This window comes from Gordonia sp. (in: high G+C Gram-positive bacteria) (assembly GCF_047602025.1).
Classification (GTDB): domain Bacteria; phylum Actinomycetota; class Actinomycetes; order Mycobacteriales; family Mycobacteriaceae; genus Gordonia.
Window position 1 is genome coordinate 2,024,623 of sequence record NZ_JASGII010000001.1, and the last position, 15,447, is coordinate 2,040,069.

Consider the following 15,447-nt stretch of genomic DNA (forward strand, 5'->3'; position numbering starts at 1 on the left):
TCACCGGGATGTCCCTGCTCGCCGCCTGCGGCAACGGCGACGACATCCTGCGCACCCCCGACGGCAAGCCCATCTCGACCTCCACCACGCGCATCGCCGAGGTTAACCTCGTCCACCCGGCGCGGGACTACTCGAAGACCTGTTCCTCCCCCGCTCCGGCCGAGGGGCGCGACCCCGCGCGCGTCGTCGTGACCGACCCCGCCCTGCTCGACGCCGTGTGCGCGCTCGGGCTGGGCGGCAAGGTCGTTGCGGTCACCGCCGCGCCGGGCTCGGTGCCCGCCTACCTTGGCCCGCAGCTGACGGCCGTGCCGGCGATCGGGACCGCGCCGAACAGCGGCGACGTCGCCGCGGCGAAGCCCGACCTGGTGCTGACCACGACCAAGACCGCCGGCGCCGGCGCGGCGTTCAAGGGGGTCCGCTCGGTCGGCATCGATGCCGCCGGGTGGGAGGAGTCGTTCAAGGCCGTCGCCGCCGCGCTCGGCCGTCCCGCCGCCGCCGACCGTCGGCTGCGCGAGTTCCGCGCCGAGGCCGACGCCGTCGGCAAGCTCCGCGACGCCCCGCACACGCAGGTCTCGCTGGTGCGCTTCGGCCCCGACTCGGAGACCATCGCCGGCACCGGCAGCTTCGCCGGCCAGATCCTCTCGCTCGTCGGCGTGCAGCGCCCGGCGGGCCAGCGCGGAGCCGAGCCGCTGAAGGTCACCGACGACAACTTCACCGTCGCCGACGGCGACCTGATCTACGTCAGCTTCGAACCCGACGGGCTTGAGCACGGCAAGAAGGTGCTGCTGTCGGACCGCTGGCTCGACATGGGCGCCCCGACGTGGAAGCGCGTCCTCGGCGTCGACGACGAGGTCTGGTACCGGGCATCGGGCCTGGCCGCGGCGACGCTCGTGCTCGCCGACCTGAAGAAGTCGCTCGCCGGGAACTCGGCCGAGTACTAGTCGCCGGTGTCGCCGGCTGCCGCGCCGGTAGTGGGCCGGTCGACGTCGTCGCGGTGGTGCACGACGTCGTGCACCAGGTAGCGCAGCAGGTATTCGGCGGTGAACTCCTGCCCGTCGCGCGTTCCGGCGCGCTCCCATCCGTCGTCGTCGATGCCGACGACGAGGCGGGCCAGCCGCTCCCCGTCGGCGGAGATCTCCTCGGCGACGATCGCGGGGTCCTGGTCGTTGTAGCGGGCGGCCACCGCCGCGGCGTCCTGGTCCCATCCCGCGAACGCGGGCGAGTCGGTCGTGAGGATCTGGCCGACGCGATCGGTGAACAGCCGGACGACGTCGCGCACGTGGGCGCCGTATTCCAGCGGGGACCAGACCTGCGGCGCGGGACGCTGCCGCGCGGTTTCCTCGTCCACGTCGCGCAGATAGTCCGCCCAGTCCGCGGTCGCGCTCACCACGGCCGGCGCTAGCTCGTCCCGGTCGAGCGTGGATGCGTCGAAGCCGCACTCGTCGCAGCGCTGCGCCGCGAACACGCTCCAGTCCTTGGTGTCGGTGGCCATGGGACCAGCTTAGTGGCGCATGTCGGCGTGCCGGCGCCGCGCGCGACCGGACCGCCTGTCCGGGTCGCTCGATACAGTGGCGTCCATGCCAGCCGCCGCCCCCGTCGCACCGCCGACGGGTCCGGCGCTCCGCGCGCTGTGGCGCCCCGGCCTGGGTCTGGCGCTGTGGCGGACCGGACCCGGCCGCGACGACGAACCGCTCGCCGTCGGCGAGGTGCCCGCGGCACTGGCCGAGCACCTGGTCGACCGGGCTCCCCGCCGCACACTCGACCTGGTCGGCGCCGACGGGACGCGGACCATGCGGCCCTGCGTCGTCCTCGGCCGGACCACCGCGCTGGCCGCACTGGCCAACCTCGACCCCGCCGACGCCGCCGCCGGTGGCGACCTCCGCTACTACCGGCGCCTGCTCGACGGAGTGCGCGCAGCGGTCGACGCGGGGGCCGTCGCACCCGCCGTCTGCGTCGTCGACGGCGAACACCTGCTGCGCTGGCAGCTCGTCGACACCCCGCGCTGGCGGTCGTGGTTGGCGGCGATGCTCGACCGCTGTCCCGACGCCCTGACCCGCAACGACCCGCACGCCGGCAGCCGTCGGGATGCGGTCGCCGATTTCGTCGCGGAGATGACCGATGCGCTCTGTCGTGAGCGGCTGCGCGCGGCGACGCCGCGGCCCACCCTGCTCGACGACCTGGTCGACGCCCCACGGCCGTTGCCCGGCGACCGCGGTCCGACCGCGCTCACCGCGTGGGGCCGCTGGTCGTCCAGTGCCGGCGCCGACGAACCGGCGGTGGTGCTGCGCCTGCACCTGCCGGCGGAGCCGGGGCCGGGCGAAACCGATCGCGATCTGCCCCCGTTGTGGCGGGTGGAGGTGTGTCGCCGCGATGCGACGGGCGCGATCGTCGCCGTCGCCCCGCACCGGGTGTCGGGCCCCGAGTTGGAGGACATCACCTCGGCGCTGGCGGACGTCCTCGCCGCCTGCCCGATCCTTCGCGATGCCGACACCGATCCGCAGTCGCTCGACTTCCTGTTGGGCACCGAGGGCGCCGACGAGTTCCTGGGCGCCGGGGCGGCAGCGCTGCGCGAGGCCGGGTTCACCGTGCTCCTGCCCCGCAGCATCGCGACGGTCCGCCCGGGATTGCGCGCGCGAGCCGACCCGGTCGCCACCAATACCGGGCGGGCCGCGATCGTCGGGCTCGACGACCTCGCCGACTTCGAATGGCGCCTCGCCCTCGGCGACGGCCCGGGCGCGCGCGAGCTGTCGCAGGCCGAGATCGACGAATTGGCCCGTCAGAAGGGCGACCTCGTGCGCATCCGCGGCGTCTGGGTCCTGGCCGAGGACGCGGCGCTGACCCGGGCCGCACGGTTCATCACCGAGCAGCGCGCGGCGGCCGCGGCCGATCCCGCCACGACCGCGCGCGAGTTGTTGGCCCTGATCACCGGGGTCGCCGAGACGCGGGCGCCCGTCCCGATCGTCGCCGCGCCGGGCCTCGGCTGGCTCGACGACGTCGCCGCCGGTCGCCCGCCCCACCCGGAACCGGTGGAGCCGCCGCCGGAGCTGCACGCGCAACTGCGCCCGTATCAGCGTCGCGGGCTCGACTGGTTGGCGCACCTGTCCGGCCAAGGGATCGGCGGCGTGCTCGCCGACGACATGGGTCTGGGCAAGACGATCCAGGTCATCGCCCTGCTGTGTCTCGAGCGAGCGTCGGTGCGCGAGTCCGGTCCGACGCTGATCGTGTGTCCGATGTCGTTGGTCGGCAACTGGGCGCGCGAACTGGAGCGCTTCGCCCCGGACCTGCGCGTGACGGTCCACCACGGGCCCGACCGCCTGCGCGGCGAGGCCTTCCGGCGGGCGGTGGTCGACGCCGACGTCGTGGTGACCACGTTCGCCATCGCGACCCGCGACGGCGACCTGCTCGCCTCCCCCGCCGCCGACGGCCGCCCGTGGCAGCGCCTCGTCGTCGACGAGGCACAGCACGTCAAGAACGTCGCCACCGCGGCCGCCAAGGCCCTGCGCACCATTCGCGCGCGGCACCGCGTCGCGCTCACCGGTACGCCCGTCGAGAACCGCCTGGAAGACCTGCGAGCCGTCGTCGACCTGGTCAATCCGGGCCTGCTCGGCTCGGCGTCGACCTTCAAGGCCCGCTTCGCCGAACCCATCGAGCGCGAGCGCGACGCCGCCGCCGCGGCACGACTGCGCGCGATCACCCGGCCGTTCCTGCTGCGCCGGACCAAGACCGATCCGGAGATCGCGCCCGACCTGCCCGCGAAGACCGAGTTGACCGTGCGCGCCAACCTCACCGTCGAGCAGGCCGCCCTGTACCGGGCCGTCGTCGACGAACTCATGGCCGCGCTGACCGACAAGCGGCAGCGTGCGTTGCGGCGGCGCACGGTCCTCGCGGCGCTGACCCGCCTCAAGCAGGTCTGCAACCACCCCGCGCACTACCTCGCCGACGGGTCGACGATGAATCGCGGCGGCGAGCACCGCTCCGGCAAGGTCGAGTTGATCGCCGACCTCGCCGCCACCGCCGTCGACGAGGGCGACCGCATGCTGGTGTTCACCCAGTTCGCCGAATTCGCACACCTGCTCGCGCCATGGCTGTCCGACGTGCTCAACGCGGACATCCCCGTCTTGCACGGCGGCCTGGCGCGCACCGAGCGGGACCGGCTGGTCGCCGAATTCCAATCCGAGGCCGGCCCGCCGCTGCTGCTCGCCACGTTGAAGGCCGGTGGCACCGGCCTCAATCTCACCGCCGCCAACCAGGTGGTGCACGCGGACCGATGGTGGAACCCGGCCGTCGAGGACCAGGCCACCGACCGCGCCTACCGGATCGGCCAGGAGCAACACGTCCAGGTCCGCAAGTTCGTCTGCGTCGGCACGCTCGAGGAGCGGATCGACGAGATGATCACCGCCAAACGCGAGCTGTCGGCGCTCACTGTCTCGGCCGGCGAGAGCTGGCTCGCCGACCTGGCCGACGACGAGGTCTTCGATCTGCTGGCCCTGCGCGACGAGGCGGTGAGCGAGTAGTGGCGCGCGCGAGTAGCGGTCGGAGTCGGCGCGCGCCGTCGCGCTCCTACGGGGTCACGCCGTGGGGCGCGGCGTTCCTGCGCGCCTTCGCCGCTGCCGATTCGCGCCGAATGAGTAAGGCGCGCAGCTACTTTCGCGACCGACACGTCCACGGGCTAACCGTCGACGGCGGGCGGATCACCTCATCGGTCAGTGGCAGCCAGCTCGACCCGTTCGAGGTCACCATCGAACTGCGGACCGTCGATGCGCCCACCGTCGTCGGCCTGCTGCGTGCGGCGGGACGCCTGGGCGATCTCACCGACGTGGCGCGCGGGGGCCAACCGGTCGGGCTGCTCGAGTTCGTCGCGCCGACCGAGGCGGCCGACGCCGTCGCCGGTTGCACGTGCCCGATCGACGACCGGTGCATCCACGTCCTGGCCACCGCGTACGAAGTCGCGGCACAGATCGACCACGATCCCTCGGTGCTGTTGGCGGTGATGGGCGCGCCGTTGGCCGAGCTGCTCGCACTGGCCAATGGGACACCGGAACCAGACGCGCCGGATCGTGGGCACGTCGTCGACGCCGGCCGGGTCGTCGACGACGACTTCTACGGCGACCGGGCCGCCCTGCCCGACGCGCCGACGTTGACCGACTTCCACGCGTTCACCGAATTCGAGGCGCCGCTGCTGCGCCAAGCGCTGCGGGCGACGGGCATCGCTGCATTGGACGTCGCGGAGGCCGCCGACGAGTTGGCCGCGATGTACGAGCACCTCGGCGGTCGGAGCCGAGGCGTCGGGACCTAGAAGTCCCAGTCCTCGTCTTCGGTGTTGACGGCCTTGCCGATGACGTACGAACTGCCCGAACCCGAGAAGAAGTCGTGGTTCTCGTCGGCGTTCGGCGACAGCGCCGAGAGGATCGCCGGGTTCACGTCGGTCTCGTCGCGGGGGAACATCGCCTCGTAGCCGAGGTTCATCAGCGCCTTGTTCGCGTTGTAGCGCAGGAACTTCTTGACGTCCTCGGTGAGACCGACCTCGTCGTAGAGGGTCTCGGTGTAGTCGGACTCGTTGTCGTAGAGGTCGAAGAGCAGCTCAAACGTGTAGTCCTTGAGCTCCTGGCGGCGCTCCGGCGTCTGCGTCTCCAACCCGCGCTGGTACTTGTAGCCGATGTAGTAGCCGTGCACGGCCTCGTCGCGGATGATCAGGCGGATCAGGTCGGCGGTGTTCGTCAGCTTGGCGCGCGACGACCAGTACATCGGGAGGTAGAAGCCCGAGTAGAAGAGGAACGACTCCAGCAGCGTCGAGGCGACCTTGCGCTTGAGCGGGTCGTCGCCGCGGTAGTAGTCCATGACGATGTTCGCCTTGCGCTGGAGGTTCTCGTTCTCCTCCGACCAGCGGAACGCCTCGTCGATCTCCTTCGTCGAGCACAGCGTCGAGAAGATAGAGCTGTAGCTCTTGGCGTGGACCGACTCCATGAAGGCGACGTTGGTCAGCACCGCCTCTTCGTGCGGGGTGGTGGCGTCCGGGATGAGTGACACGGCGCCAACGGTGCCCTGGATGGTGTCGAGCAGGGTCAGGCCGGTGAAGACCCGCATGGTGAGCTGCTTCTCGTACTCGGTGAGGGTGTTCCACGACGGGATGTCGTTGGACACCGGCACCTTCTCCGGCAGCCAGAAGTTGCCGGTCAGGCGATCCCAAACCTCCGCGTCCTTCTCATCGGGGACGCGGTTCCAGTTGATGGCAGAGACCCGGCTGACCAGCTTGATCGGCGCGCCATCGGCGGGGCTGTGGGCGGTCGCAGACATGACACCTCGGTTGTTTCGCAGACGATTTTCAGACCCCGGAGGGAGTGCGACCAACACTACCCGTTGCGCCTGGCGTCAAGCAGGACCACAAGATGGTGTGTCTTGTCCCTTTTGGGCGTGTCGCAATCAGCGTGTCGGGGCGGTTCGCGCCTTAAGATCACATATATACGCGCATACGAGGGGACGCATCAATGACTGACTTCGATCCGAACCGAGGGCCCGCCGGACCGCCGGACGACGGTCCGCCGGCTCCCGGGCCGTTCCCACCCACGCCCGGGTCCCCGCCGCGGCCGGGTCCGCCGCCGTCCGCTCCGCCGCAAAGCGGTCCGCCGCCGTGGCAGCCGGGACCGGCACCGATGAGTCACCCCGGCCCGGCGCCGACGGGACAACCGGGTCCGCCGCCGCCTTCGCGCCCAGGCCCGCCGCCCCGGTCCGGGCCGCCGCCATGGCAACCCGGGCCGGCACCGCAGTCGGGCCCCCCGGCCTGGCAACCCGGACCGCCTGCCGAGCCAGAGTACGACGACGTCAACGACACCGAGGCGATGGTCGCAGACGATGCCGACAACGCCCCAGCACCGAAGCGTCGGCGCGGCCTGGTCGTACTGCTCGCGGCGATCTTCGTCGGCCTGGGCGCCGGGGGCGTCGTCGCTGCGGTGAAATCGAACGGGTCCGACACCAAGGCCGCGGAAAGTTCGACGCCCGCGCCGCCCCCGTCGGTCGTCGCACCGCCGGCGCCGCCGAAGCTGCCCGCCGGCGCCAAGCGCTGCCCCGGGGTCACCGGTGTCGCGGTACCGGCCGGCCACTTGGCCAGCTGCCGGTTCGCGATCAGCGTGCGCACCGCCTACCTGAAGGGCGGGCCGATGGGCGGCAAGCGCGTCGCCAACGGCTGGGCCCCCCAGCAGAAGGTGCGCATCCCGATGAACTGCGCCCCTCGCGGCAAGCTCGTCGTCTGCCGCGGCGGCTCGAACTCGGTCGTCTACCTGTACTGAGCCAACAGGACTGAAACCACCTTGGGCCCGATCCGAAGATCGGGCCCAACGTTGGCGTTTCAGCAGGTCAGAGCATGCAGCTGACGCAGCCCTCGACTTCGGTCCCCTCGAGCGCCATCTGGCGCAGGCGGATGTAGTACAGCGTCTTGATGCCCTTGCGCCACGCGTAGATCTGCGCGCGGTTCACATCGCGGGTGGTGGCGGTGTCCTTGAAGAACAGCGTCAGGCTCAGGCCCTGGTCGACGTGCTGGGTCGCGGCCGCGTAGGTGTCGATGATCTTCTCGTAGCCGATCTCGTACGCATCCTGGTAGTACTCCAGGTTGTCGTTCGTCAGGTACGGCGCCGGGTAGTAGACGCGGCCGATCTTGCCTTCCTTGCGGATCTCGATCTTCGCCGCGACCGGGTGGATCGAGCTCGTCGAGTGGTTGATGTAGCTGATCGAACCGGTCGGCGGCACCGCCTGCAGGTTCTGGTTGTAGATGCCGTCGCGCTGAACGGCCTCCTTCAGCTCCCGCCAGTCCTGCTGGTTCGGGATGTGGATGCCGGCCTCGCCGAACAGGTCGCGCACCTTCTGCGTCTGCGGCTCCCACACCTGATTGGTGTACTTGTCGAAGAACTCGCCGCTCGCATACTTGCTGCGCTCGAAGCCCTCGAATGCCGAACCGCGCTCCTTCGCGATGCGGTTCGACGCCCGCAGCGCGTGGTAGAGGACGGTGTAGAAGTAGATGTTCGTGAAGTCGACGCCCTCTTCGCTGCCGTAGAAGATGCGCTCGCGGGCCAGGTAGCCGTGCAGGTTCATCTGGCCGAGGCCGATCGCGTGGCCGCGGTCGTTGGCGAGCTTGATCGACGGCACCGAGTCGATGGACGTCTGATCGGCAACGGCGGTCAAGCCGCGGATCGCAACCTCGATGGTTTGCCCGAGGTCCGGCGAATCCATCGCCTTGGCGATGTTCATCGACCCCAGGTTGCAGGAGATGTCCTTGCCGATGTGCGAGTAGGACAGGTCGTCGTTGAAGGTCGACGGCGTCGACACCTGCAGGATCTCCGAGCAAAGGTTGGAGTGGGTGATCTTGCCGTCGACCGGGTTCGACCGGTTCACCGTGTCCTCGAACATGATGTACGGGTAACCCGACTCGAACTGCAGCTCGGCCAGCGTCTGGAAGAACTCGCGCGCCTTGATCTTGGTCTTGCGGATGCGCTTGTCCTCGACCATGTCGTGATAGTTCTCCGAGACGTTGATGTCGGCGAACGGCTTGCCGTACACGCGCTCGACGTCGTACGGGCTGAACAGGTACATGTCGTCGTTGCGCTTGGCCAGCTCGAACGTGATGTCCGGGATGACGACGCCCAGCGACAGCGTCTTGATGCGGATCTTCTCGTCGGCGTTCTCGCGCTTGGTGTCCAGGAAGCGGTAGATGTCCGGGTGGTGCGCGTGCAGGTACACCGCGCCGGCGCCCTGGCGGGCACCGAGCTGGTTGGCGTAGGAGAACGAGTCCTCCAGCAGCTTCATGATCGGGATGACGCCCGAGCTCTGGTTCTCGATCTTCTTGATCGGAGCGCCGTGCTCGCGGATGTTGCTCAGCAGCAGGGCCACGCCGCCGCCGCGCTTGGACAGCTGCAGCGCCGAGTTGATCGAGCGGCCGATCGACTCCATGTTGTCCTCGATGCGGAGCAGGAAGCAGGAGACGGGCTCGCCGCGCTGCTTCTTGCCCGAGTTGAGGAAGGTCGGCGTCGCCGGCTGGAAACGGCCGGAGATGATCTCGTCGACGAGCTCTCGGGCGAGCACCTCGTCGCCGTCGGCCAGGGTCAGCGCGACCATGCAGACGCGGTCCTCGAAGCGCTCCAGGTAGCGCTTGCCGTCGAACGTCTTGAGCGTGTAGCTCGTGTAGTACTTGAACGCGCCGAGGAACGTCGGGAAGCGGAACTTCTTGGCATACGCGTGGTCGAAGAGCTCGGTGACGAAGTCACGGCTGTAGCGCTCGAGGACCTCGGGCTCGTAGTAGTTCTCCTTGACCAGGTAGTCGAGCTTCTCGTCCAGGTTGTGGAAGAAGACCGTGTTCTGGTTGACGTGCTGCAGGAAGTACTGGCGCGCCGCCTGCTTGTCCTTGTCGAACTGGATCTTCCCGTCCGCGTCGTACAGGTTGAGCATCGCGTTGAGCGCGTGGTAGTCGAGCTCCCCCGGCTCATGCCCCGACGGGCTCGGGTGGACGCCGGACTGGCTGGCCGAGGCGGTGTCGGAAGTGGAGGTGGGCGACGACACGATGGACTCCTGGTGGGAAGGGATCTTGCTGGATCGGGACTGACGGGGACTAGGTGGCGAGCAGTTCGCCGCTGGTGGTCGCGAACTCGCCGAGACCCTCGCGGACGCGCTCGACGTCGTCGGTGGTGCCCATGAGTTCGAATCGGTACAGGTACGGGACCTGGCACTTGGCGGCGATGATCTCGCCGGCCCGGCAGTACTCCGGCCCGAAGTTGGTGTTGCCCGCGGCGATGACGCCGCGGATCAACGAACGGTTGTGCGGGTTGTTCAGGAAGCGGATGACCTGCTTGGGCACGTAGCCGCCGCCGGCCGTGGTCGTCGCGCTGCGCCCGCCGCCGTAGGTCGGCGTGATCAGCACGTACGGCTCGTCAACGAGCAGCGGTGCCTCGTCGCGGTCGTGAACGGGGATGCGGATCGCCGCCAGGCCCAGCTTCTCGACGAATCGGTGCGTGTTCTCCGACACCGACGAGAAGTAGACGACCGACAGCGACATGACCGGAGGCCCGTTCGCTACGCGGAGGCGGTGGCGGCGACGACCGCCTTGATGCGGTCGGGGCGGAAGCCCGACCAGTGCTCGTCCCCGGCGACGACGACGGGGGCCTGCAGGTAGCCCAGCGCCATGACGTAGTCACGGGCCTCGGCATCCTCGGAGATATCGATGACCTGGTACTCGACACCGGCCTTGTCCAGCGCCTTGTAGGTGGCGTTGCACTGCACGCACGCCGGCTTGGTGTAGACGGTGATTGCCATCATCAGCTCCGAATTCCATCGATGTCGTTTGAAGTACCCAGAACACTACACCTTGTGTCTGACATTGGCGATGAACACTAGAAGTTGTGAATTACAATTATGAAACTCGCAGGTCGGGGGCTCGCTCGTCCACATTTTCCCGGCGTGTCTCGGCGTGTCCGGCGTGTCGCGCGGCGCCGTCCCACCAGACACTCCCGCACCACCGCCATCGGTCACCCGAACGTGCCGATCGCCCGGGGCGGCTACCCTGCATGACGTGGATATCGGCGAGAGCGGCGGGACGCCCCTGGTGGGCGACGACCTGCTGGCGCAGCGCGACGAGCGGGCCGATGCCGCGCAAAACCGGGCCCGCCTCCTCGACGCCGCGGCCCGACTGGTGGCCGAGCGCGGCGCCGCCGACGTCACCATGGACGAGGTCGCGGCGGCGGCCGGCGTCGGCAAGGGCACCGTCTTCCGCCGCTTCGGCAGCCGCACCGGCCTGATGCGCGCACTCATCGACCACGACGAGCGCAAACTCCAGCACGGCTTCTTGTTCGGCCCTCCCCCGCTGGGCCCCGGCGCCCCGCCGCTCGAGCGCCTGCTCGCCTACGGCCGTGCCCGCCTCGAGCACACCCTCGCCCACCGCGACATCCTCAACCAGGCGCTCGAGGCCGGCGGCATGCAGCGCTACACGATGCCCGTCGTCATGGCGTCCACCACGCACGTCCGCATGCTGCTGATCGAACTCGGCGTCGCCCGCCCCGAAGTCGCCGCCCTCGCCCTCGAGGCCCCGCTCCACGCGGACGCGGCGGCGTTCCTCTCCGACGTCGAGGGGCTGTCCACCGCGGAGATCGTCCAGCAGTGGGAGCAACTGGCCATCTCCATCGCCGGCTGACCTACTGGTCGAATCCGCCCCGCGCGACCATCGCTTGGGCGCGCGACAACTCCGGTCCGGCCGGCAGCAGCCGCACGACCGGCCACGGCGCTAGCCCCGGTTCGCCCAGCCCGAGCACCTGGGCCGTCGCATCGTCGGGCACGCCGTGGCGCATCCCGGTGTCCCCGATGACGACCCGCCCGGTCCGCCGTGTGCTCTGCGGATCCATGCCGGTCAACCGCACATCGTGCGTCGAGCCGGGCGCGACGCGGATCTCGTCGACGCGGGGACCGGCCCCGTCGGCCCCCACCGGCACGACTGCCGCCGGTCCCGGCACCGCGTGTCCGGCGCGCAGCGAGGTCGTCGCCGCCGGGGCGCCGGGCTCGCGCACCCACCGCTGACAGACCACCGGTGCATCGGCCGCGACGAGCAGCCGCGGGACGCGGCGCGGGAAATGGTCGACCGCGAGGCGGCGCACCACCGGCACCGCCGCGACTTTGCCCGGCGGCACCGATACCACCTTGGTCCCGGCGGAGTCGTCGGCCGCGCGCAGCAGCTCGGCGACGGTCGCCGGCACCGGCTGCACCCCGTCGGCGAAGGCGACGAAGTGCTCGGCCCCGCCGTCGACGCCGGTCACCGCGAACACGGTGCCGACCGGCAGTCCCAGGACGCCCCGACGGCCCGCGCCGGGGATCGCGGGCACGCGCAACGGCGGCACCTCCTCGAGGGCGTCGAACATCCCGGCCGAGAGCGAACGCGGCGCGGCGCCGTCCAGGCGCAGCGCCCGGCGGATCGCGGCGGAGCGGGTGTCCACCCGGGCGCGCACCGTTCGCGCGGACAGGCCCTCCCCGAGGCGGTAGACGAGGTGGTGATCGCCGTCGACGGCGGCCAGCAGCCCGGCCGCCGGATCGCCGCGGAGCCCATCGGCGCCGGCGGGGCCGATGACGACGGCCGTGCGCGGCGACCCGCCCGCCCGCTCCGCCGCATCACACACGCTCCACGACGTCGCCGCGCCGGAGCCGAGGGCGTTCGGCGCACCGACGATGCCGAGGGTCGGGCCGCGGGGCAGATCCCGCAGCGCGGCGGGACTCACGGTCTTCGGCGCCGCCGCCGACTGCGCGATCAACCGCGCCGACGCCAGGTTGAGCACCGGGTGCGCGGTCTTGTCGACGACGACGTACAGCCCGCCGTCGGCCCGGTTGAGCACGATCGGCGAGTCCGCCACCGAGCCGACCGGTCGGATGAGCCCGTAGACGCCGCTCCCGGCGGTGACGAGTACCGCGAGCACGATGCCCACGGTGATGGATTGGCGCTGCGCCCGCATCGGGTCGTGCAGCATGCGCGCGTCGCGGCGCACCAGAGCGTGTTCCGCGCGTTGCAGGAGAAAGCGGTAGCCGCTCACCTGGGCGCGCGTGGTCAACTGTCGAACCATCGGTGTCCCCCAACTCCGATTACGCCGGCCCGGCCCAAATCCCCCCGGATCGGCCGTTGATTGCGCTAGCGTGCTGACACTGTTGCACGCAGCCGGGGGGCTCGTGGGGCAAACGCGACGAATCGGGGGAATCGTGGTGCTGCTGCCGACTGTCATCCATCGCCGAGGCGGTGCCGCGCGGTCCGACCTCACCGTGGCGCCCGCCTTCGACATCCCGCCGCAGTCGGACCAGAACCTGGCCGGCGCGGCTGCGACGAGCGGGGCGACATCGCCGGTCGGCGTCCGATGGGGTGGCGACACGCTGGTCACCGCGGTCCGGATCGAGCCGTGTCGACCGGTGCCGCGGGTCCACACGAACAGCGCCGCGACGGCCATCGGCGCCCACTCCTCGGTCGTGAGTCTGGCCCAGCTCCACCGCTTCCGGCAGTCGTGCCGGGTGCCCGTGAGCCTGGACCTGCTGGTGACCGAGTACCGCTACTGCGGCGCCGGCCCGCTGGCCACCGCCTATCGCGCGACGTTGGGCCCGTTGCCGATCGCGGCGTCGCGGCGCACGGTCGTCGTACTCCGCATCCGCGGCACCGATCTGTGCCACGCGCCCGGACGGGACGCCACCGCGGCGGCCCTGCGCACCGCCGCGGTGGTCACCCGGCGCCTGGCGGCCCACCTGTCCGCTGCGGGCCTGCGAGCCGCGCCGCTCTCGGCTGCGGGGCTGCGCGAACAGACCGATCACGTGCTGGGCGCCGGCCTCGTTCCGCCCGACGCGGTCGAGACCCCCGCCGGGCTCGAGGTGCACGCCGATGAGGAGGGGGTCCACGGCGGCGCGATCCGTTGGCGCACGCTCGATCTGGGGCCCGACGCCGGCCCGGGGACGGCGCGCGCCCTGTTGGCCGACCAGCCGGTGGCGACGACGACCGTGCTGCAGCTGTCCGGCCCGCCGTCGGCGCCGGAGCTACACGGCCTGGTCGGCGTCGTCGAGATCCCCGGCGCCGGGCGCCGGGTCCACGCGATTCCGGCGGCCGCCACGGCGGGCACCGCCTCCCCCGCCGCCCTGCTCGACTGGCTGCCCGCGCCGGGGCCGACCCGGGCCAACCGGCCGCCACTGCCCGCCGACGCCGCGGCGCTGCACCGCTGGTCGTTCCCCGTCGGCGACGACGGACCGCTGATCGGCGCACTGGCCGACGGTCGCGCGGTGACCCTGCCCCTGTTCGCGGCGCACCGCCCGGCCGTCGTGCGCGGCGACACCCGACTCGTCGGACTGCTGCTGGGCCGCTGTATCGCCTCGGGCGCGGCGATCAGCGTGCACACCGCCGCGGCGGCGCGCTGGGGACCGCTGCTCGAGCACGTCGGCGACGCCGGCGTCCTCGCGCTGGGCGCCACGGCTCCGGGGGCGTCGACGGTGCTCGCCGACGTCGACCTCGTCGACGAGTCGGACGGCGACGAGTGGGTGCTGCGGATATCCCGCGCCGCGGGCACTGGGACGTCCGCCGCGCCGTGGGCCGACATCCGCGGGCGGGCCGACGGGCGGTTGCGGGCCGTGGTCGACGGCGTGGCCCTCGATCTGCAGAACGTCGCCGGGCCCGACGAGTGTCGACTCGTGGCGGGCATCCCGGCGGGACCTACTTCGCGGTGACCCCGAGCGGCACGCGGGCGCGGTAGCAAACGGCCTTCGACGTCACCGCCGCCACGGTGACGTCGGGGTCGGCGTCGGCCAGCCAGACCGCCTGACCGGACTTGGCAGTGATGGTGTGGCCGCCGCCGCGCACCTCGATCCGGCCGGCGGTCACCGCGATGATCTGCGGGCCGGGCATGTCGAAGGAGATGGTCGAGGGCTGGCGGAGCCCGGTGCCGTCGAGTTCGACTTTCGACAGGCGGAACTCCGGCGCCGGCGTCGTGTAGATCCGCTCGGCCCCGAGGGTGGAGACCGCAGGCGAGAGGTCGGCCGGGTCGGCCGGGTCGAAGTCCAGCACGCGCAGGAGCTCGGGGACGTCAATGTGCTTGGGGGTCAGGCCGCCGCGCAGGACGTTGTCCGAGTTCGCCATCACCTCGATGCCGGTGCCGTGCAGGTAGGCGTGCAGGTTGCCCGCGGCGAGGTACAGCGCCTCGCCGGGTTCGAGGTGGATTCGGTTGAGCAGCAGCGACGCGAGGACGCCGGGGTCGCGCGGGTAGGCCTCGCCCAACTCCAGCAGGGTGCGCAGCTCGGCGTCGAACTCGGTCTTGCCGCCGGCGAGCACGGCGACGGCGGCGTCGATGACCGCGGGGACGAGGTCGGCCAGCACCGTCTCGGGGAGCGTGATCCAGGTGGTGAACAGCGCCCGCAGGCCGTCCCGGTCGGGCTGGCCGGCGATCATCCCGAGATACGGATCGAGTTCCGGGAGCGACAGCTCGCGCAGCAGGTCGACGGTCCGCGCCGGGTTGCGGAACCCGGCGAGCGCGTCGAACGGCGTCATCGCCAGGATCACCTCGGGCTTGTGCCACGGGTCGCGGTAATTGCGCTCCGGCGCGTCGATGGGGATCCCGGCCGCATTCTCCCGGGCGAAGCCCTCGGCCGCCTGCTGCGCGGTCGGGTGCGCCTGCAGCGACAACGGCTCCTCGGCGGCCAAGACCTTCAACAGGTACGGCAGCCGGACGCCGAACTCGTCGATCACGGGCTGCCCGAGAGTGGCGACGGGGTCGGCCTCGATCTCGGCGAGCAGGGTGCGGTCCGGCTTCCCCTTGTCGTCGAGGCACTCGGCCGGACCACCGGGATGCGCGCCGAACCACAGCTCGGCCTCCGGGTGCGCGGACGGCACGGGCAGGCCGCGAATCTTGGCGATCGCCGTGCGCGAGCCCCAGGCGTAGGGGCGCACGACCCCCTCGAGCAGTCGCACCG

General features: G+C 71.2%; 13 protein-coding genes. 6 read left to right on the forward strand and 7 right to left on the reverse strand.

Features of this window, described 5'->3' with window-relative positions; genetic code table 11:
• The first annotated feature begins 8 nt into the window (after nucleotides 1-8).
• Nucleotides 9-941, forward strand: coding sequence for an ABC transporter substrate-binding protein (locus QM728_RS10080; protein WP_415032876.1), 933 nt, complete (start codon nucleotides 9-11; stop codon nucleotides 939-941).
• On the opposite strand, the gene QM728_RS10085 is transcribed toward QM728_RS10080, so the two are convergent.
• Nucleotides 938-1,492 carry a DinB family protein gene (locus QM728_RS10085; protein ID WP_415031884.1) on the reverse strand — a complete coding sequence of 185 codons (555 nt, stop codon included), beginning with the start codon at nucleotides 1,490-1,492 and terminating at the stop codon, nucleotides 938-940. The genes QM728_RS10080 and QM728_RS10085 overlap by 4 nt on opposite strands.
• A gap of 85 nt (nucleotides 1,493-1,577) precedes the next feature.
• Here QM728_RS10085 and QM728_RS10090 point away from each other — a divergent pair, with 85 nt between their 5' ends.
• Nucleotides 1,578-4,514 carry a DEAD/DEAH box helicase gene (locus tag QM728_RS10090; RefSeq protein WP_415031885.1) on the forward strand — a complete coding sequence of 979 codons (2,937 nt, stop codon included), beginning with the start codon at nucleotides 1,578-1,580 and terminating at the stop codon, nucleotides 4,512-4,514.
• Complete coding sequence (locus QM728_RS10095; protein ID WP_415031886.1) at nucleotides 4,514-5,296, forward strand: hypothetical protein; 783 nt, start codon at nucleotides 4,514-4,516, stop codon at nucleotides 5,294-5,296. Before QM728_RS10090 ends, QM728_RS10095 begins: the two co-directional genes overlap by 1 nt.
• Here QM728_RS10095 and nrdF read toward each other — a convergent pair.
• Nucleotides 5,293-6,294 (reverse strand): class 1b ribonucleoside-diphosphate reductase subunit beta, encoded by a 1,002-nt coding sequence (gene nrdF / locus QM728_RS10100; RefSeq protein ID WP_415031887.1) that lies wholly within the window; start codon nucleotides 6,292-6,294, stop codon nucleotides 5,293-5,295. The two genes, QM728_RS10095 and nrdF, sit on opposite strands and share 4 nt — an antisense overlap.
• 542 nt (nucleotides 6,295-6,836) lie before the next feature.
• Here nrdF and QM728_RS10105 point away from each other — a divergent pair.
• Complete coding sequence (locus QM728_RS10105) at nucleotides 6,837-7,283, forward strand: hypothetical protein (protein ID WP_415031888.1); 447 nt, start codon at nucleotides 6,837-6,839, stop codon at nucleotides 7,281-7,283.
• A 67-nt stretch (nucleotides 7,284-7,350) separates the two neighbouring features.
• Here the strand turns inward: QM728_RS10105 and nrdE are convergent, their stop codons facing one another.
• Genes nrdE through nrdH form a run of 3 tightly spaced genes read right to left on the reverse strand, consistent with a single transcriptional unit; the run spans nucleotide 7,351 to nucleotide 10,293 of the window.
• Nucleotides 7,351-9,543 carry a class 1b ribonucleoside-diphosphate reductase subunit alpha gene (nrdE, locus tag QM728_RS10110; RefSeq protein ID WP_415031889.1) on the reverse strand — a complete coding sequence of 731 codons (2,193 nt, stop codon included), beginning with the start codon at nucleotides 9,541-9,543 and terminating at the stop codon, nucleotides 7,351-7,353.
• Between the two features lie 49 nt (nucleotides 9,544-9,592).
• Nucleotides 9,593-10,036, reverse strand: a complete 444-nt coding sequence (gene nrdI / locus QM728_RS10115; RefSeq protein WP_415031890.1) for a class Ib ribonucleoside-diphosphate reductase assembly flavoprotein NrdI — start codon at nucleotides 10,034-10,036, stop codon at nucleotides 9,593-9,595.
• A gap of 17 nt (nucleotides 10,037-10,053) precedes the next feature.
• Nucleotides 10,054-10,293, reverse strand: a complete 240-nt coding sequence (gene nrdH / locus QM728_RS10120; protein ID WP_415031891.1) for a glutaredoxin-like protein NrdH — start codon at nucleotides 10,291-10,293, stop codon at nucleotides 10,054-10,056.
• Nucleotides 10,294-10,555: 262 nt separating this feature from the next.
• On the opposite strand from nrdH, the gene QM728_RS10125 reads away from it, so the two are divergent.
• Nucleotides 10,556-11,167 carry a TetR/AcrR family transcriptional regulator gene (locus tag QM728_RS10125; RefSeq protein ID WP_415032877.1) on the forward strand — a complete coding sequence of 204 codons (612 nt, stop codon included), beginning with the start codon at nucleotides 10,556-10,558 and terminating at the stop codon, nucleotides 11,165-11,167.
• A 1-nt stretch (nucleotide 11,168) separates the two neighbouring features.
• Here the strand turns inward: QM728_RS10125 and eccB are convergent, their stop codons facing one another.
• Nucleotides 11,169-12,578 carry a type VII secretion protein EccB gene (gene eccB, locus QM728_RS10130; RefSeq protein WP_415031892.1) on the reverse strand — a complete coding sequence of 470 codons (1,410 nt, stop codon included), beginning with the start codon at nucleotides 12,576-12,578 and terminating at the stop codon, nucleotides 11,169-11,171.
• Nucleotides 12,579-12,714: 136 nt separating this feature from the next.
• On the opposite strand from eccB, the gene QM728_RS10135 reads away from it, so the two are divergent.
• On the forward strand, nucleotides 12,715-14,208 hold the full coding sequence (locus QM728_RS10135) for a type VII secretion protein EccE (protein WP_415031893.1): 1,494 nt from the start codon (nucleotides 12,715-12,717) through the stop codon (nucleotides 14,206-14,208).
• On the opposite strand, the gene manA is transcribed toward QM728_RS10135, so the two are convergent.
• Nucleotides 14,195-15,445 (reverse strand): mannose-6-phosphate isomerase, class I, encoded by a 1,251-nt coding sequence (gene manA / locus QM728_RS10140; protein ID WP_415031894.1) that lies wholly within the window; start codon nucleotides 15,443-15,445, stop codon nucleotides 14,195-14,197. The two genes, QM728_RS10135 and manA, sit on opposite strands and share 14 nt — an antisense overlap.
• Nucleotides 15,446-15,447 lie beyond the last annotated feature (2 nt).

Bases quoted from the DNA above. Each gene is read 5' to 3' on its own strand.
- QM728_RS10080 (WP_415032876.1), top strand. From the start codon at position 9: ATGTCCCTGCTCGCCGCCTGCGGCAACGGCGACGACATCCTGCGCACC.
- QM728_RS10085 (WP_415031884.1), bottom strand. From the start codon at position 1,492: ATGGCCACCGACACCAAGGACTGGAGCGTGTTCGCGGCGCAGCGCTGC.
- QM728_RS10090 (WP_415031885.1), top strand. From the start codon at position 1,578: ATGCCAGCCGCCGCCCCCGTCGCACCGCCGACGGGTCCGGCGCTCCGC.
- nrdF (WP_415031887.1), bottom strand. From the start codon at position 6,294: ATGTCTGCGACCGCCCACAGCCCCGCCGATGGCGCGCCGATCAAGCTG.
- QM728_RS10105 (WP_415031888.1), top strand. From the start codon at position 6,837: ATGGTCGCAGACGATGCCGACAACGCCCCAGCACCGAAGCGTCGGCGC.
- nrdI (WP_415031890.1), bottom strand. From the start codon at position 10,036: ATGTCGCTGTCGGTCGTCTACTTCTCGTCGGTGTCGGAGAACACGCAC.
- nrdH (WP_415031891.1), bottom strand. From the start codon at position 10,293: ATGGCAATCACCGTCTACACCAAGCCGGCGTGCGTGCAGTGCAACGCC.
- eccB (WP_415031892.1), bottom strand. From the start codon at position 12,578: ATGGTTCGACAGTTGACCACGCGCGCCCAGGTGAGCGGCTACCGCTTT.